Here is a 17,314-nt window from a genome sequence, read left to right as displayed (position 1 = left end):
GCGTGCAGGCGCGGCACGTGCCATTTGTCCTGTGCGGCTGAATACGACAGGGAGTACCATCACCCACCCTTTGTCTTCTGGAACCGACCTGCATGCGTCCTGGTGCGACTACGCGTGACCGCTGGATCTGGATGACCTCTGCCGTACTGCTGGCTTTCACCATCGCGCTGGAACTGGTGGTACCGCTGGGATACGCGGTCTGGCTGGCCTATTTCCTGGCCGTGGGCGTCACGGTGTTCCAGCGCAGTGCGCGCGCGCCGTTCGTGGTCGCGTTGATCGCCTGCATCCTGCTGGTGATCGGTTTCAACGTGGCGCCAGCCAGCAACAATTCGTCGTTCTCGTTCGTCAACCGCACCATCGGTGGCTGCGCCTTTCTGATGATCGCGCTGATCGTCTCGCGCGCGATCCATGCCCGGCGCCAGGCGATGCGCGCGCTCTGGCTGCAGGAGGCCGAGAACGCGGTGGCGATGAGCCTGCGCGGTGACCTCGGGCCGGAGCAGATTGCCGAAGCGTCGGCAGCAAGTCTGGCCGGCCAGCTGGATGCCGACGTCGGGGCGGTCTATCGCCTGGAGGGCGGGCGACTGCAGTTGACCGGCGGCATGGCGCTGCCCTCTGGCACTCCGGCGTCGCTGGCCCTGCAGGAGGGACTGGCCGGGCAGGTGGCGCGCGACGAGCGGATCCGCCACCTGTATGGCGATGACGCCGCGGTACTTGAATTGCAGACCAGCCTTGGGCGCCTGCCGGTGCGCGAGCGCATCCTGGCACCGATCAGCAGCGATGGCGCCGTGGTCGGTGTGATCGAACTGGGCCGGGCGCGCATCGGCGAGCAGCGCAGTCTCGATGACGAGCTGCTGGAGCGCTGCGCTGAAACCATCGGCATGGCGCTGCGCGCCTCGCTGCTGCGTGCGCAACTGGTGGTGCTGCTGGAGGAATCGCAGCGGCAGGGTGAGGAACTGCAGGCCCAGCAGGAAGAGCTGCGAGTGGCCAATGAAGAGCTGGAGGAGCAGAGCCGCAGCCTGATGCAGTCGCAGGGACACCTGGAGGAGCAGCAGGCCGAACTGGAACAGAGCAACGTGCAGCTGGAAGAGCGCACCCACGAACTGGAAGCGCAGAAGCAGGCGTTGCTGGTGGCACAGGGCCAGCTGGTGCGCAACAGCAACGAGCTGGCGGCCACCTCGCGCTACAAGTCCGAATTCCTGGCCAACATGTCGCACGAGCTGCGCACGCCGCTGAACAGCTCGTTGATCCTGGCCAAGCTGCTGGCCGACAACAAGGACGGCACGCTCACTGCGGAACAGGTGAAGTACGCACGCGCGATCCTGTCGTCCAACAACGACCTGCTGGCGTTGATCAACGACATCCTGGACCTGTCGCGCATCGAGGCCGGCCATGTCGAGCTGGCCGACGAAGTCGTGGTGGTGGACAGCGTGCTGCAGCGCCTGCGCGAGACGTTCGAGCCGATGGCGCGGCAGAAGGGCCTGGCCCTGCAGATCGAGGCCGATGCGCTGGCGCCAAGCCAGCTGGTGGCCGACAACCAGCGCCTGCAGCAGATCCTGAAGAACCTGCTGGCCAATGCACTGAAGTTCACCGAACACGGCAAGGTCAGCCTGCAGGTCCGTGCAGGGGGCAATGGCCGTGTCCGCTTCGAGGTCTGCGACAGCGGCATCGGCATTGCCCGCGAGCAGCTGCAGGTGATCTTCGAGGCCTTCCGCCAGGCCGACGGCAGCACCCGCCGTCGCTACGGCGGCACCGGCCTCGGCCTGTCGATCTCGCGCGATCTGGCCGAGCGCATGGGTGGCACCATCCAGGTCGACAGTGAGCCGGGCCGTGGCAGCTGCTTCATCCTGGAGCTGCCGCTGCAGGGGGCACCTGCGCTTGAAGCGGATGCGGCGCCCGCTGCTGCCGTCGCGGCGCCAGCGGTTGCGCCTGTGCATGTACCCGCACCCGCGGCGCCGGTGATTGCGTCCGGCGCGGTCACGGCTGCGGCCAGCGTGGCCGACGACCGTGGCCGGCGCCAGCGCGCAGGCCGGCTGATCCTGGCCGTGGAAGACGATGCTACCTTCGCCGAAGCGCTGGTGGTGCTGGCCCACGAGCTGGACTTCGACTGCGTGGTCGCCAGCACGGCGGAAGAAGCGCTGGCACTGGCCAGCGAGCTGCGCCCGAACGGCATCCTGCTCGATATCGGCCTGCCCGATGTGTCCGGCCTGAGCGTGCTGGAGCGCCTGAAGCGCAATCCGGACACCCGCCACATCCCCGTGCACGTGGTTTCGGCGATGGAGCGCGGCCAGGTCGCACGCGAGCTGGGCGCGATCGGCTTCGCGATCAAGCCGACCACGCGCGAGCGCCTGGTGACGGCCATCGAGCAGCTGGAACAGACCAGCCAGCGCGACATGCGGCGCCTGCTGATCGTCGAGGACGACAGCGAGTTGCGCCACAACCTGGAACTGCTGCTGGGCCGCGAGCAGCTGCAGATCGTCGCCGTGGGTACCCTGGCCGGCGCGCTGGAACAGCTCAGCACGGTTACCTTCGACTGCATGGTGATGGACCTGTCGCTGCCCGATGGCAGTGGCTACGACCTGCTCGAGCACATGGCCAGCAACGATGACGTCGGCTTCCCGCCGGTGATCGTCTACACCGGTCGCGCGCTCGGTCGCGAGGAAGAGCAGCGCCTGCGCCGCTATTCCAAGAGCATCATCATCAAGGGCGCGCGTTCGCCCGAACGCCTGCTGGACGAAGTGACCCTGTTCCTGCACAGCGTCGAGGCCAACCTGCCGAGCGACCAGCAGCGCCTGCTGCGCGAGGCTCGCCGCCGCGACACCGTGCTCGATGGCCGCACCGTGCTGCTGGCCGAAGACGATGTACGCAACATCTTCGCACTGTCCAGCGTGCTCGAACCCCTGGGAGTCACGCTGGAGATCGCGCGCAATGGCCAGGAAGCGGTGGATCGCCTGGCCGAACGCGAGGTCGACCTGGTGCTGATGGACATCATGATGCCGGAGAAGGATGGGCTGGCCGCGATGCGCGAGATCCGCGCACAGCGCCACCTGCAGGACCTGCCGATCATCGCGCTGACCGCCAAGGCCATGCCGGACGACCGTGAGCGTTGCCTGCAGGCCGGTGCCAACGATTACATCGCCAAGCCCATCGATGTCGACAAGCTGGTCTCGCTGTGCCGGGTCTGGTGCTCGCGGCAATGAACGAGCAGGCCCTGTTCGACCTGGAGTTGAAAGTGCTGCTGGAAGCGCTGTACCAGCGCTACCACTACGACTTCCGCAGCTACGCGGTGTCGTCGCTGCGGCGGCGCATCCGCCAGGCCATGCAGCGCTACGAGTGCGAACGGCTGGCCGACCTGCAGCACCGCCTGCTGCACGAGCCGGACCTGTTCGCGCAGGCGATGCAGTTCTTCACCGTGCAGGTGTCGGAGATGTTCCGTGACCCGGCCTATTTCCGCGAGCTGCGCGAGCAGGTGGTGCCGGTGCTGCGCACCTATCCCTCGGTGAAGCTGTGGGTAGCCGGTTGCAGTACGGGCGAGGAAGTGTGGTCGCTGGCGATCCTGCTGCACGAGGAAGGCCTGCTCGAGCGCAGCATCGTCTATGCCACCGACATCAATCCGGCAGCGCTGGCCACCGCCGAAGCCGGTGCCTATGGCATCGACCGCATGGCCCAGTTCAGCCGCAACTACCTGGCGGCGGGCGGCACTGCTTCGCTCTCCGACTACTACGCCACGGCCTACGATGGCGCGGTGTTCGACCGCCAGCTGCGCCGCAACGTGGTGTTCGCCGACCACAGCCTGGCCACCGACACCGTGTTCTCCGAAGTGCACCTGGTGTCGTGCCGCAACGTGCTGATCTATTTCAACCGCGACCTGCAGGATCGCGCGGTGGGCCTGTTCCGCGAAGCACTGGTGCATCGCGGCTTCCTTGGCCTGGGCAGCAAGGAATCGCTGCAGTTCGGTCGCCACCATGGTGCGTTCGAGGTCTGCTCGCGCGAGCATCGCCTGTACCGGAAGGTCGCCTGATGGCGTTGCCGACACGCCCGGCCATGCTGGTGATCGGCGCCTCTGCCGGTGGGGTCGCGGCCCTGCAGGCGGTGCTCGGCGCGCTGCCGGCGGCGCTGCCCGCGCCGGTGCTGGCCGTGCTGCACCTGCCACGCGACCGCAGCAGTCGCATCGCCGAAGTGCTGGCACCGTACTGCGCGCTGCCGGTGCGCGAGGCCGAGGACAAGCAGCCGCTGCAGCGTGGCACGGTGACCTTCGCGCCACCGGACTATCACCTGCTGGTGGAAGACGCCGGTTCGCTGGCGTTGTCGGTCGACGCCCCGGTGCTGTTTTCGCGCCCGGCCATTGATCCGCTGTTCGAGTCGGCAGCGGCGGTGTTCGGTGCGCAGGTGCTGGCCCTGCTGCTGACCGGTGCCAGCAGTGACGGCAGCGAAGGGGTGGCCGCCGTGCGCGCCGCTGGCGGCCGCGCCTGGCTGCAATGTCCCGAGGAGGCCGAGGCATCGATGATGCCGGCCTCCGCCCTGCAGCACGCTGGCGCTGATGCCGTGCTGCCCCTTGAACTGATGTGCCGTCGCCTGAAGGAGTTGTTTGCATGAACCTGCTGCCACCGGACCCTGCGCAGTCGCAGACCCCGGTCAACCTGCTGATCGTCGATGACGTGCCGCAGAACCTGGTAGCCATGCAGGCGCTGCTGCAGCGCGAGGGCGTGAACCTGCTGCTGGCGGGCTCGGGCGCGCAGGCGCTGGAGCTGCTGCTGGAGCACGAGGTGGCGCTGGCACTGCTGGACGTGCACATGCCGGAGATCGACGGCTTCACCCTGGCCGAACTGATGCGCGGTTCGCACCGCAGCCGCGATGTGCCGATCATCTTCCTGACCGCCTCGCCGGATGACCCGGTGCGTGCCTTCAAGGGCTACGAAACCGGCGCGGTCGATTTCCTGCACAAGCCGGTCGCCCCGCAGGTGATCCTGAGCAAGGTCAACGTCTTCATCGAGCTCTACCAGCAGCGCCAGCTGCTGAAGGCACGCAACGAGGCGCTGGAGCGTTCGCTCAAGCTCAACGAGACGATGGCGGCCGTGCTTACCCACGACCTGCGCACGCCGCTGTCGGCGATCCTGCTGTGTGCCGACAAGCTGGCGCTGGAGCTTCCCGGGGACAATGCCGGTGCGCAGCAGACCCTGAAGTACCTGGAAGCCAGCACCCTGCGCATGGCGCGGATGGTCGAGCAGCTGCTGGACTTTTCGCGGATCCGCAGCGGCGGCCTGCGCCTGCAGGCCAGTGCCTGCGATCTTGCGGAGGTGACGCGTGCAGTGGTGGCCGAAGCGGGCAGCGCCCACGGCCACGCGCGGGTCCATCTCGACATGCAGGGCGATACCCGCCTGCAGGGTGATCTGGATCGGCTGGGCCAGGTCGCCGCGAACCTGGTCGGCAATGCGCTCACCCACGGCAGCGAGGCGAGGGTGGAGGTGGACGGGCGCGATCCGCGCAGCGTGCTGCTGCGGGTGAGCAACGCCGGACGGATCGACGACGCGCTGCTGCCGCGATTGTTCGAGCCGTTCAAGGCCAGTTTCCACCCCAGCAATGGCCTGGGGCTGGGCCTGTACATCGTTGATCAGTTCGTCCGCGCCCACGGTGGCCGCATCGGCGCGCGCAACGAGGCGGGGCAGGTGGTGTTCGAGGCGACGCTGCCACGGCGCTCTGAAAGCCCGGGAACCGCAGCAAGCTGAATTCTTCAGCAAGCGTGGCGTGGATCTGAGACGGGCTCGTCCGCAACTGCTACCGTGGCGGTACATATTGCCAAGGAAGCACCATGCCACTGCGTGCGATCGCCTATGTCAGCCGGGCGCTGCCGGATCTTCCCGCTGAACGGCTGCAGGCGCTGGTCGACGATGCGGCCCGCTTCAACAAGATGGCCGGGGTGACCGGCGTGCTGCTGCACGATGGCGGGCGTTTCCTGCAGTACATCGAAGGGCCGCCGGATGGCATCGACTCGGTCTACGAACGCATCCTGCAGGCCGGCAGCCATATCGACATCATTGAACTGGCGCGCGGCCGCCTGGGCCAGCGCCAGTTTCCGTACTGGTCGATGCGCGCGCTGCCGGTGGAGGAGGCGCTGTTGCGCCAGCTGTCATCCAGTGACTGGTCGGGTTTTACCCGTGCCCTGCAGGGCGATCGCTCCGCGCCGACGCCGGTGGATCTGCTCGACAACGTTGTGCAGCCAGCGCTGCACGCCGGCTGAGCGTCAGCGCGAGATACCGCCGCCGCAATAGGCGGCATGCAGCGCCTGCAGCACGCCCAATGCGGGCCCTTCCTGCATGCGGTAGTGGATGGCCTGCGCTTCGCGCCGGGTGGCCACGATGTCCAGTTCGCGCAGCACGGCCAGGTGCTGTGACAGCGCGGATGCGCTCAATCCGGTCAGCGCCTGCAGTTCCGGTACCGGTGCTTCGCCTTCGACCAGGCGGCACAGCACGCGCAGGCGGGCAGGATGGGCCAGGCGCTTGAGCAGCGCAGCGGCCTGTGCGGCGTGCTCGGCCATCGCGGCGCTGTCGAGCGGGGCGCTGGGCATGGTTGACCTTTTTGTTTAGAAGTGTCTAATTTAGATAAAGCTAAATAAAAGGGCAATCCCATGAATGGCGTGAATGAGGGCAGGGCATGAACCTGCCTTGGACTGCGGTGGCTGGCGGGGCGCTGATCGGCGCCGCCGCGGTGCTGTTGCTCGCCACCCTCGGCCGCGTGGCCGGTATCAGCGGGATCGCCGCAGGCAGCCTGCGCGCAGCGAAAGGCGAGCGTGGATGGCGCTGGGCCTTCCTGTCTGGCCTGCTTGCAGCGGCCGGCCTGGTGCTGTGGTGGCAGTCGCTGCCCGACGCGTCGCCGCGGGTACTGCTGCGCGACGCCTTGCCTGCCTGGCAGTTGATCGGCGCCGGCCTGCTGGTGGGCTTCGGCACCCGCTTGGGCAGTGGCTGTACCAGTGGCCACGGCGTCTGTGGCCTGGCGCGCGGCTCGAAGCGCTCGCTGCTGGCGGTGCTGGTGTTCATGGCCTGCGCGATGCTGACCACCTTCCTCATCCGCCACGGCGGAGGCCTGGCATGAGTCGCGTGACAGGGGCCGCGGCAGCGGCAGGTGCGCTGTTCGGCGCGGGGCTGGCGCTTTCGGGGATGACCGACGCGCGCCGTGTACTCGGCTTCCTCGACATCGCGGGTGATTTCGATCCCACCCTGATGTGGGTGCTGGGCTCGGCGCTGCTGGTCAGTGCGGTCGGGCAGCGCTGGGTGCTGCGCCGCGCGCAGCCGTGGTTCGCACTGCGCTTCCAGCTGCCCAGTGTGCGTGATGTCGATGTTCGCCTGCTGCTGGGTGCCGCACTGTTCGGTATCGGCTGGGGATGGGCGGGCTATTGCCCGGGACCGGCCATCGCCGGGCTGGCAGTCGCATCGCGTGAAGCACTGTGGTTCGTGCCTGCGATGCTTGCGGGGTTCTGGCTGCACGATCGCGTCGTCCGCTGAGGCTTCACCCCTGTGTCACCCTGCGTGCGGTCAGATCCAGGGTTCACGGGGAAAGGAGCACAACGACATGGTACGGATGAAGTGGACGGGCAGGGCAATGCTGGCGGTCGCACTGGCCGCTGCGGTGGCACCGGCGCTGGCCTGCACGCGCGCGGTGTACCTGGGCGACAACGGCGATGTGATCACCGCGCGCTCGATGGACTGGAAGGTCGACGTGGCGACCAACCTCTATGTACTGCCGCGCGGCATCGCGCGCACCGGCCAGGCCGGGCCGAAGTCGCTGGCCTGGACGGCGCGCTATGGTTCGGTGGTGGCCACCGGCTACGACGTATCGACCACCGATGGCATGAACGAGAAAGGCCTGGTGGCCAACCTGCTGTGGCTGGTCGAATCGGAGTATCCGCAGCAGCGTGGCAACAAGCCGGGCCTGGCGATCTCGCTGTGGGCGCAGTATGTGCTGGACAATTTCGCGACCGTGGACGAGGCGGTGGCGGCGCTGAAGCGTGAGCCGTACTCGATCGTCACCGACAAGGTGCCGGGCGAGGACCGCCAGGCAACGCTGCACCTGTCGCTGTCCGACGCAACCGGCGACAGCGCCATCGTCGAGTACATCGGCGGTCGCCAGGTGATCCACCATGACCGCCGCTACCAGGTGATGACCAACTCGCCGATCTTCGAGCAGCAGCTGGCACTCAACAGCTACTGGCAGCAGATCGGTGGCACGGTGATGCTGCCGGGTACCAACCGCTCGTCCGACCGCTTCGCGCGTGCGTCGTTCTACATCAACGCCATTCCCAAGGCCGAGGATCCGGTGGAAGCGCTGGCCAGCGTGTTCAGCGTGATCCGCAATGCGTCGGTGCCGTACGGCATCACCACGCCGGGCGAGCCGAACATCTCATCGACGCGCTGGCGCACGGTGGCCGACCACAAGCGACGGTTGTACTTCTTCGAATCGGCGCTGACCCCCAACACCTTCTGGGTCGATCTGAACAAGGTCGATTTCGGCGGCCAGGTGCTCAAGCTCGACCTTGGCAAGGACCAGCGCAACACGTTCGCGGGCGATGCACTGGGCCACTTCGTACCCAGTGCACCGTTCGCGTTCCTCGGCGTCGACGGCTAGCGCGAGGCCTGGTCCGGCGCGTCCTTCGGATAGACCGCCAGCACGCTGCAGCCCGGGCGGGCGAAGCGCGGCGTGCTGGCGCGCATGTCGCCGGGAATCCCGGACGGCGTCTCCACGATGCGATCGCCCGGGTTGCCACAGATCAGGCCGTTCTGGAACCCGGACTGGAATTCCACCGAGGTGGCCCCGGCCAGGATCGAGCAGCTGCCGGCAAGTTCGACGCGGTAGTAGCGGTTGCCGCCATTGCGGCGCGGATTGGTCTCCACCACTACGCCCTGGGGATCCTCGTTCCAGCTGCGCACATGGCGGGTGGCGAAGCAGAATGCAGGCGAGGCCTGGAAGGTATGGCGCGGGCTGCTGCCGCCACGGCTGGACTTGCCCGTGGCGGTCACGTTCACCCGCGGCAGGGTGGCCGCGTACAGGCGGCTGCTCTGGCGTGCGGTGCTGGCGAACTCCCGGTTGTCGATGGGGGTGACACTGCCGACGCCGCAGCGGCGGCCATCCACCATCACCTGTTCGCTGGGGCGGCCGCAGGCCCAGCCTGAAGGTGCCTCCAGCCGCAGTGCGCTGGCTTCGTTGACGCCCGGGCAGGCTGCGCTGAAGTCGATGCGGTAGGCCTGGCCCTTGCCGTCACGGACCGCGATGGCGGTCGGCGTCTCCTGCTCGACCTGGCGTATGTCACGTGCATCCAGGCAGTGCGGTGCAGGTGCAATGCGCTCGGCGGCCGGTGGCGTGGACTGGGCCTGGGCGGCCAGGGGGGAGACGCTGGCCAGTGCCAGCGGAAGCAATCGGATCATGCTGTTCATCCTGCCATCCCTGCGTCTGGAACCGTCTGGAACATAGCATGGCCGGTGCCGGGGCTGCGTTGCAGGGAAATGTCAGCACGCGCACACTCGTCACATGGGCGCGATCTTCCACCTGCGGCACTACGGCCAGGCCACCGGCCTGGACCGCCACGACTATGCGCAGTGGGTGCTGCCGCTGCAGGGCGAATTGCAGTTCGAGCTGGAGGGGCGCGGCGGGCGCCTGGACCTGCTGCAGGGGGCGTTCGTTGCAGCCGGCGAAGCGCATGACCAGATGGCCGATGGTCCCAATGGTTTCGTGATTGTCGATTGCGCGCCCGGTGTGCTCGATGACGATACCCAGCAGCACCTGTGCCGCCAGCGCTGGCTGCATCTGCCACTGGCGCTGCGACAGCGCCTGGCGCAGGTGCGTGAGGGCCAACCGTTGCCGCCCCTGCTGCCGCAGCTGCTCCAGGTGTTCGCACCGGCGGGCAGTGGTGCGCGCATGCAGGGCCTGTGCGCGGCGGTGCAGGTCGATCCGGGCCAGGCGTGGCCGGTAGCACGCATGGCCGCCTTTGTCGGTGTCAGCGAGAGCCGGTTGCATGCGCTGTTCCAGCGGGAGTTCGGGCTGAGCCCGCAGGCCTGGCTCAGTGCGAGCCGGTTGCGTTGGGCCAAGCACCAGCTGCGTACCAGTGCGGCGCCGATCAGCGATATCGCGCTGGCCGCAGGCTATTCCGAGCAGAGTGCACTGACCCGCGCGCTGCGTCGCGAGTGCGGGCAGACGCCGGCCGCCTGGCGCAGGAGCGCCGGACTGTAGCGTCGAGCCACGCTCGACTGCCGTTCGCGGGATGGCCGGTGCAGATGCAGTCGAGCATGGCTCGACGCTACATGGGCAGGAGGGCAGTAGCCTCGGTCAAGAGCGTCCAGCGTCCTGCGCTTACACTGCGCGGCCTGTTCTCTCCTCCCGAAGAACCCGAATGCGCAACAACCCGATGGCCCTGGGCATCGCCAATGGCGTTGCCGCTGGCGCGCTGTGGGGCGTGGTCTTTCTCGCGCCCGCCGTGCTGCAGTCGTTCAATGCGTTGCAACTGTCGGCCGGTCGCTACCTGGTCTATGGCCTGATTGCTGTCGTTCTGTTGCTGCCGCGCTGGAAGCGGTTGGCGCCGCGGCTGGGCCGTGCCGAATGGTTCGGGCTGCTGTGGCTGAGCCTGGCCGGCAACCTGGTGTATTTCCTGCTGCTGGCCACGGCCGTGCAGTGGGCCGGTGGCGCGGCCGCATCGCTGATCGTCGGCCTGATTCCGGTGGTGGTCACCCTGGTCGGCGTGCGCGAGCAGGGCGCGGTGCCGCTGAAGCAGCTGCTGCCGGCGCTGGGCCTATGCGTGCTCGGCGTGGCGCTGGTGGGCTGGGAAGCCCTGATGTCCGAACATCTCGCAACACCGTGGCGGCAGCGCCTGATCGGCCTGCTCTGTGCATTCGGTGCGCTGTTCTCGTGGGCGCTGTACTCGATCGGCAACAGTCGTTGGCTGGCTCGCCGGCCGGACCTGTCCAGCCACGACTGGTCGTTGCTGACCGGCGTCACCACCGGCGGCCTGGCCCTGCTGCTGGTACCGATGGCCTTCATCGGCCACAGCGGTGCCCACACGGCGGCACAGTGGGGGGGCTTCTGGGCGATCAGCGCGGGCGTGGCTGTGGTGGCGTCGATCCTCGGCAACGCGTTCTGGAACCGTGCCAGCCGCCTGCTGCCGTTGACCCTGACCGGGCAGATGATCGTGTTCGAAACGCTGTTCGCGCTGCTGTATGCCTTTGCCTGGCAGCAGCGCTGGCCCTCGCTGCTGGAAGCGCTGGCGATCGTGTTCCTGGTGGCCGGCGTGATGCTGTGCGCGCATGCGCATCGCACGCCACGGGCGATCGCCGAACATGCTGGCTGAATGCGGCCGTCAAGCGTACTGATGGCCGCTTGGTCTCAGATGCAACCAAATGCCGGCACGTTGGCCGATGATCGCGGCAACGATTTTTTGCATCGCAGCACTTGACAGCGGCCCGGCGCACGGTGTTTTCTGTGCGTCATGGTTCTTGATGCCGCCCACGCCAGCCTGATCGCCCCCGCCACCGCGGGCCGTTCGACTGCGCCGGTCGCCACCACCACCATTACCACCACCACCGTCACCACTGCCCTGGTGCGGCCCGTCATCTTCGTGTAACTCCCGAAAACCACGGCCCCGCACCATCCAGGTGGCGGGGAAACTCGACACCTGCATGCGACGGGGCCTCCTACCGAGGTCTGCATGTCTTCCCACGCCCCCGCCCATCCCGTTGCCCCGGCCGATCTGGCTGCGCCGTCCACTGTCGTGCACAAGTTCGGCGGCACCTCGGTGGCCGATGCCGAACGCTATCGCCATGTTGCCGGCCTGCTGCTGGCCCGCCCCGAATCGCTGCAGGTCACTGTTGTCTCCGCGATGAAGGGGGTCACCGACGCGTTGATCGAACTGGCGCAGCTGGCGGCCAAGGGCGATGAAGGCTGGCGCGAGGCCTGGCATGCGCTGCGCGCGCGCCATCGCGGCGCCGCCGTGGCGTTGCTGGGCGAACAGGTGGGCGAGACCGTCGAGTGGATCGACGCCCGCTTCGATCAGCTGGCTGAAGTATTGGCGGCGCTGGCGGTGATCGGCGAGCTGCCGCGCGAGGTGCTGGACCGCGTGCAGGGCCTGGGCGAAGTGTTCTCCGCGCAACTGCTCGGTACCCACCTGCGGGCCCTGGGCGAAGACTGTGCGGTGCTCGATGCGCGCGAGGTGCTGGTGGTCGGGCATGGCGAACTGGGCGTCGATGTCGACTGGGAAGCCAGCGCCGACCGCCTCGCCAAGTGGCGGCTGCAGCATCCGCAGACGCGCCTGGTCGCCACCGGTTTCGTCGCGCGTGATCGCGATGACCGCATCACCACGCTTGGCCGCAACGGCAGCGACTACTCCGGTGCGATCTTCGCCGCGCTGTTCAACGCCGATGAACTGCACATCTGGACCGACGTCGACGGCGTGCTGTCAGCCGACCCGCGGCTGGTGCCCGAAGCCGTGCAGCTCGAATCGCTCAGCTACGACGAGGCCTGTGAACTGGCCTACTTCGGCGCCAAGGTGGTGCACCCGCAGACGATGTCGCCGGCGATCCGCCTCGGCCTGCCGATCTTCATCCGCAATACGTTCCAGCCGGCGCATCCGGGTACGCGCATCAGTGCCGAGCGCTCGCCGCGAGGGCCGGTGAAGGGCCTGACCCTGAGCCCCGGCTTGGCCCTGTTGAACCTGGAAGGCACCGGTCTGATCGGCGTGCCGGGCACTGCAGAGCGCGTATTCGCCGCCCTGCGCCAGGCGCAGGTGTCGGTGGTGATGATCTCGCAGGGTTCGTCGGAGCATTCGATCTGCTGCGTGGTACGCGCCGCCGAAGCTGCGCGCGGCCGCGAGGCGCTGCTGCATGCGTTCGCGCATGAGTTGTCGGTGGGCCAGGTGCAGCGCGTGCAGGTCAGCGAGGGCGTCAGCGTACTGGCGGCGGTGGGTGACGGCATGGCCGGTCAACCGGGTGTGGCGGCGCGCCTGTTCGAGGCACTGGGGCGTGCTCAGGTGAATATCCTGGCGATCGCGCAGGGTTCGTCCGAACGCAACATCTCGGTGGCGGTGGACAGTGCCGATGCCACCCGCGCGCTGCGCGCTGCACATGCTGGGTTCTGGCTGTCGCCGCAGACCTTCGCGGTGGGTGTGATCGGGCCGGGCAACGTCGGTGCCGCGCTGCTGGACCAGCTGCTGGCTGCGCGCCCGCAGCTGCTGGCCAAGGCCAATGTCGACCTGCGCCTGCGCGCACTGGCCTCGCGTTCGCGCATGCGCCTGGATGCGGATGGGCTGCATGCCGACTGGCGCGATGCCCTTCAGCAAGCGGGCGAGTCCAGCGATCTGGATCGCTTCACCGAGCACCTGCTGGCCGCGCACCTGCCGCATGCGGTGGTGATCGACTGCAGTGGCAGTGCCGAGGTGGCCGAGCGCTATGAGGGTTGGCTGGCAGCCGGCATCCACGTGGTCACCCCGAACAAACAGGCCGGCGCCGGGCCGCTGCCACGCTACCAGCGCATCCGCGCGGCTGCGGCGGCCAGTGGTGCGCGTTTCCGCTACGAGGCCACCGTTGGCGCGGGCCTGCCGGTGATCACCACGCTGCGTGACCTGGTCGACACCGGTGACGAGGTGCTGGCCATCGAAGGCATCTTCTCGGGCACGCTGGCCTGGCTGTTCAACCGCTTCGATGGCAGCCAGCCGTTCTCGCAGCTGGTCGCGCAGGCGCGGTCGATGGGCTACACCGAGCCGGACCCGCGCGATGATCTTTCGGGCGTGGACGTGGCGCGCAAGCTGGTGATCCTGGCCCGCGAAGCCGGCCACGTGCTCAGCCTTGAGCAGGTGGACGTGGAAAGCCTGGTGCCGGCGCTGCTGCGCGAGGGCGGCGTGGATGACTTCATGGCGCGGCTGGGTGAGTCCGACGCCAGCCTGCTGCAACGCCTGCAGGACGCGCGGGCGCGGGGGGCGGTGCTGCGCTATGTGGCACAGCTGGGTGCCGATGGCGCCTCGGTCGGCCTGCAGGAACTGCCGGCCGATCATGCCTTCGCCAACCTGCGGCTGACCGACAACGTGGTGCAGTTCCGCACCCGTCGCTACTGCGACAACCCGTTGGTGGTGCAGGGGCCGGGTGCGGGTCCGGAAGTGACGGCAGCGGGTGTGTTCGCGGACCTGCTGCGGGTCGCCGCCGGTGAAGGGGCGCGGCTGTGATCGCACGTGCGTTCGCGCCCGCCTCGGTGGCCAACGTGGCAGTGGGCTTCGACATTCTCGGCCATGCCATTGCCGGTATCGGCGATACCGTGAGCGTGCGCCGCATCGATGAGCCGGTGGTGCGGATCGATGCGATCCGTGGCAGTGCCGTCGCGCTGCCGCTGGACGCCGCCGGCAACACCGCGGGGGCTGCGCTGATGTCGCTGCGCGAAGGCCTGGGCCTGGATTTCGGTTTCGCGGTCGAGATCGACAAGGGCATTCCGTTCGGTTCCGGCATGGGCGGATCGGCCGCGTCGAGTGTCGCGGCGCTGGTCGCCGCCAATGCGCTGCTGCAGGTCCCGCTGCCGCGGGAGGCGCTGTACCCGTATGCGCTGGACGGCGAGGCGGTGGCCAGTGGCGGCCGCCACGGTGACAACGTCGGCCCGCTGCTGTTGGGTGGCCTGGCGTTGTGTACGGCCGATCGCCTGTTGCCGATCCCGGTGCCTGCCAGCTGGCACAGCCTGCTGGTGCATCCGCACGCGGTGCTGGAAACGCGCCGTGCCCGCCAGGCCCTGCAGGGCAGCTATGCGCTGGGCGAGTTCGTGGCACAGAGCGCGAACCTCGCGCTGGTGCTCAGTGGCTGCCATCGCAGTGACGCGGCGCTGGTACGCGCGGGCCTGCGCGATGTGCTGGTCGAACCGCGACGGGCCGGATTGATTTCCGGCTTCGAAGCCGCCCGTGATGCGGCGCTGTCGTCCCATGCAATGGGCGCGGGCATCTCAGGTGCCGGACCCAGCGTGTTCGCCTGGTTCGAGGATGCCGACCAGGCGCGTGCCGCTGCGGCGCCGGTGCAGGCAGCGTTCGCTGCGGCCGGCTTCGACAGTGACGCCTGGGTATCGCCGCTGGATGCACCGGGAGCCCGGCTGTGCTGAATCCTTCCCCATTACTGGATACCGAACCCATGCAATTTGTTTCGACCCGCGGCCAGTCTCCAGCCGTTGGCCTCAGCGCGGCAATCGCCGCCGGATTGGCACCCGATGGCGGGCTGTATGTCCCCGCGCTTCTGCCGGCCGCCCGCGAACTGCAGGCCGGGCCGACCCTGGCCGATACTGCCGCCGATCTGCTGGCACCGTTCTTTGCTGGCGACGCACTTGAGACCGCGCTTCCGGCGATCTGCCGCGAAGCGTTCGACTTCCCGGTGCCGCTGCGTGCGCTCGGCGACGGTGACCACGTGCTGGAGCTGTTCCATGGGCCGACCGCAGCGTTCAAGGATATCGGCGCGCGCTTCCTGGCCGGTACGCTGTCGCGGCTGCAGGCCGGCAAGGACCGCGATCTGACGATCGTCGTCGCCACGTCCGGCGATACCGGTGCCGCCGTTGCGGCGGCCTTCCATCGCCAGCCGGGCGTGCGCGTGGTGGTGCTGTATCCGGATGGCCGCGTATCTCCGCGCCAAGCGCATCAGCTCGGTTGTTTCGGCGACAACATCCAGGCTCTGCGTGTGGCGGGCGCATTCGACGATTGCCAGGCGATGGTCAAGCAGGCGCTGGCTGACCGCGAACTGCAGGCGCAGGTGCCGTTGAGCTCGGCCAACAGCATCAGCCTGGGCCGACTGCTGCCGCAGATGAGCTACTACGCGCATGCAGCGTTGACCCACTACGCCGCGCATCGTCGCCGGCTCAATCTGGTGGTGCCGACCGGCAACCTGGGCAATGCGATGGCAGCGGTGCTGGCGCGCGCGCTGGGTGTGCCGATCGGTCAGATCGTGCTGGCCACCAATGCCAATGCGGTGCTGCCGGCGTACTTCAATGGTGGCGACTACCAGCCGCAGGCCAGTGTGGCGACGGTGGCCAATGCAATGGACGTGGGTGCGCCGAGCAACTTCGAGCGACTGCGCTGGCTCTACCACGGCGACGACGCGGAACTGCGTGCTGCGTTCCGTGCGTTCGCGGTGGATGACGTGACCATCCGCGCGACGATTGCGGCAGCGCATGCCAGCCGCGACGAGCTGTTCTGCCCGCATACGGCGACGGCGATGAAGGTGCTGCAGGACCTGCGTGCGCGCGGTGCCAAGGGCGACTGGGCAGTGGTGGCCACGGCGCATCCGGCCAAGTTCGAGGCCGTGGTCGAGCCGCTGATCGGCGAAGCGGTGGCGGTGCCGCCTGCGCTGGATGCGTTGCTGCAGCGGCCGGCGCACGCCGAACCGATGGCGGCTGACTATGCGGCGCTGCGTGAGGTACTGCTGCGCTGATCGGAGAGGGACGCGGTTGCCGGCCAGCGGCCGGCACTACCAGGGAAATGCATTCGGGTAGTGCCGGCCGCTGGCCGGCAACCCCACGGACCGCGATGCGGTCAGATCAACCCTTCACCGGCCAGCGTGCGCAGCCCATCCTCGTCGAGGATCTCCACCACGTTCAGGTGGGGCAGGGCGATCAGCCCTTGCTGGCGCAGCTTGGTGAAGGTGCGGCTGACCGTTTCCATGGTCAGGCCCAGATGGTCGGCGATATCGCCGCGGCCCATCGGCAGCGATACGCGCAGGCCGTCGCCGCCCAGCTTGGCCTCGCGTGCGGCCAGGCGCAGCAGGAAATCAGCCAGCTTCTCGGCCGGCTGCAGGCGTGCCAGCGCCAGCGCGGCGTCCTGCGCGGCATCCAGTTCCTGGCAGGCGCGCTGCAGCAGCTTGCGCTCCAGGTGCGGGAAACGACTGCGCAGGGCCTTCATCTGTGGCAGCGCGACGCGGCATACACGGCTGTCGGCGATGGCCTCGATGTCGTAGCGGTGGTGGTCGCTGCCGCTCAGGCCCAGGTAGTCGCCGGGCAGCACGAAGCCGTTGATCTGGCGGCGGCCGTCAGCCAGGGTGCGCACCAGGCGCAGTGCGCCGGCAGTCAATGTATAGACATGGTCGCGCTCTTCGCCGGTGCGGGCCAGCGTGCTGCCCATGCCGACCTGCTGCGAGACGGTGACCTGTTCCAGCGCCTGCACTTCATCGGGCGACAGCGCCGAGCACACCGCAAGGTGGCGAACCGAGCAGTGCAGGCAGTCCAGCGTGGTGCAGGACGGCGAGGCGGGATCGTTGGTGGCGGGCGGAGCGCCGGAAGGCCGTGACATGTTGCGGGGGGGGGCGTATCGCGGGCGGGGAGGGCCTTATGATAC

The 17,314-nt window shown here is 68.3% G+C and carries 17 protein-coding genes; 14 read left to right on the top strand and 3 right to left on the bottom strand.

Features of this window, described 5'->3' with window-relative positions; translation table 11 throughout:
- Positions 1-92: 92 nt before the first annotated feature.
- The 5 genes from BKE09_RS01180 to BKE09_RS01160 all read left to right on the top strand — a co-directional run bounded on the left by BKE09_RS01180 (position 93) and on the right by BKE09_RS01160 (position 6,235).
- A complete protein-coding gene (locus BKE09_RS01180; protein ID WP_075674626.1) occupies positions 93-3,197 on the top strand; it encodes a response regulator in 3,105 nt (1,034 codons plus the stop codon).
- Positions 3,194-4,018: a CheR family methyltransferase gene (locus BKE09_RS01175; protein ID WP_014036988.1), complete on the top strand. Its 825-nt coding sequence runs from the start codon at positions 3,194-3,196 to the stop codon at positions 4,016-4,018. The genes BKE09_RS01180 and BKE09_RS01175 overlap by 4 nt, the downstream gene beginning before the upstream one ends.
- Positions 4,018-4,593 carry a chemotaxis protein CheB gene (locus BKE09_RS01170; protein WP_075674625.1) on the top strand — a complete coding sequence of 192 codons (576 nt, stop codon included), beginning with the start codon at positions 4,018-4,020 and terminating at the stop codon, positions 4,591-4,593. Before BKE09_RS01175 ends, BKE09_RS01170 begins: the two co-directional genes overlap by 1 nt.
- A complete protein-coding gene (locus BKE09_RS01165) occupies positions 4,590-5,723 on the top strand; it encodes a hybrid sensor histidine kinase/response regulator (RefSeq protein WP_049445868.1) in 1,134 nt (377 codons plus the stop codon). Before BKE09_RS01170 ends, BKE09_RS01165 begins: the two co-directional genes overlap by 4 nt.
- 83 nt (positions 5,724-5,806) lie before the next feature.
- On the top strand, positions 5,807-6,235 hold the full coding sequence (locus BKE09_RS01160) for a BLUF domain-containing protein (protein WP_075674624.1): 429 nt from the start codon (positions 5,807-5,809) through the stop codon (positions 6,233-6,235).
- 3 nt (positions 6,236-6,238) lie between these two features.
- Here BKE09_RS01160 and BKE09_RS01155 read toward each other — a convergent pair whose 3' ends face one another.
- The gene (locus BKE09_RS01155) at positions 6,239-6,562 is read right to left on the bottom strand and encodes a metalloregulator ArsR/SmtB family transcription factor (RefSeq protein WP_075674623.1); all 324 of its coding nucleotides are present in this window, start codon (positions 6,560-6,562) and stop codon (positions 6,239-6,241) included.
- Between the two features lie 86 nt (positions 6,563-6,648).
- Here BKE09_RS01155 and BKE09_RS01150 point away from each other — a divergent pair, with 86 nt between their 5' ends.
- The 3 genes from BKE09_RS01150 (at position 6,649) to BKE09_RS01140 (ending at position 8,616) form a co-directional block, all read left to right on the top strand.
- Positions 6,649-7,086 (top strand): YeeE/YedE family protein, encoded by a 438-nt coding sequence (locus BKE09_RS01150; protein ID WP_075674622.1) that lies wholly within the window; start codon positions 6,649-6,651, stop codon positions 7,084-7,086.
- Entirely contained in the window at positions 7,083-7,496 is a 414-nt protein-coding gene (locus BKE09_RS01145; RefSeq protein WP_075674621.1) for a DUF6691 family protein, read from the top strand. The genes BKE09_RS01150 and BKE09_RS01145 overlap by 4 nt, the downstream gene beginning before the upstream one ends.
- Positions 7,497-7,563: 67 nt before the next feature.
- Positions 7,564-8,616 (top strand): linear amide C-N hydrolase, encoded by a 1,053-nt coding sequence (locus tag BKE09_RS01140; RefSeq protein ID WP_014036995.1) that lies wholly within the window; start codon positions 7,564-7,566, stop codon positions 8,614-8,616.
- Here BKE09_RS01140 and BKE09_RS01135 read toward each other — a convergent pair.
- Positions 8,613-9,413, bottom strand: a complete 801-nt coding sequence (locus tag BKE09_RS01135; RefSeq protein ID WP_075674620.1) for a DUF6491 family protein — start codon at positions 9,411-9,413, stop codon at positions 8,613-8,615. The genes BKE09_RS01140 and BKE09_RS01135 overlap by 4 nt on opposite strands.
- 103 nt (positions 9,414-9,516) lie before the next feature.
- On the opposite strand from BKE09_RS01135, the gene BKE09_RS01130 reads away from it, so the two are divergent.
- From BKE09_RS01130 to thrC, 6 genes are all read left to right on the top strand, one after another.
- Positions 9,517-10,215, top strand: a complete 699-nt coding sequence (locus BKE09_RS01130; protein ID WP_075674619.1) for an AraC family transcriptional regulator — start codon at positions 9,517-9,519, stop codon at positions 10,213-10,215.
- A 160-nt stretch (positions 10,216-10,375) separates the two neighbouring features.
- On the top strand, positions 10,376-11,326 hold the full coding sequence (locus BKE09_RS01125) for a DMT family transporter (RefSeq protein WP_075674618.1): 951 nt from the start codon (positions 10,376-10,378) through the stop codon (positions 11,324-11,326).
- A gap of 138 nt (positions 11,327-11,464) precedes the next feature.
- Complete coding sequence (locus tag BKE09_RS23805; RefSeq protein ID WP_276204714.1) at positions 11,465-11,599, top strand: hypothetical protein; 135 nt, start codon at positions 11,465-11,467, stop codon at positions 11,597-11,599.
- Between the two features lie 84 nt (positions 11,600-11,683).
- The gene (gene thrA, locus BKE09_RS01120; protein WP_075674617.1) at positions 11,684-14,188 is read left to right on the top strand and encodes a bifunctional aspartate kinase/homoserine dehydrogenase I; all 2,505 of its coding nucleotides are present in this window, start codon (positions 11,684-11,686) and stop codon (positions 14,186-14,188) included.
- Positions 14,185-15,099 carry a homoserine kinase gene (locus BKE09_RS01115; protein ID WP_075674616.1) on the top strand — a complete coding sequence of 305 codons (915 nt, stop codon included), beginning with the start codon at positions 14,185-14,187 and terminating at the stop codon, positions 15,097-15,099. The genes thrA and BKE09_RS01115 overlap by 4 nt, the downstream gene beginning before the upstream one ends.
- Before the next feature lie 29 nt (positions 15,100-15,128).
- Positions 15,129-16,415, top strand: a complete 1,287-nt coding sequence (gene thrC / locus BKE09_RS01110; RefSeq protein WP_075674615.1) for a threonine synthase — start codon at positions 15,129-15,131, stop codon at positions 16,413-16,415.
- Positions 16,416-16,516: 101 nt separating this feature from the next.
- Here the strand turns inward: thrC and BKE09_RS01105 are convergent, their stop codons facing one another.
- Positions 16,517-17,269, bottom strand: coding sequence for a helix-turn-helix domain-containing protein (locus BKE09_RS01105; protein WP_075674614.1), 753 nt, complete (start codon positions 17,267-17,269; stop codon positions 16,517-16,519).
- Positions 17,270-17,314 lie beyond the last annotated feature (45 nt).

Origin of the sequence: Stenotrophomonas sp. TD3, assembly GCF_001939825.1 — a bacterium.
Classification (GTDB): Bacteria; Pseudomonadota; Gammaproteobacteria; order Xanthomonadales; family Xanthomonadaceae; genus Stenotrophomonas.
Note: the sequence above shows the minus strand (reverse complement) of the source record. Positions and strands in the feature narration are given on the sequence as shown.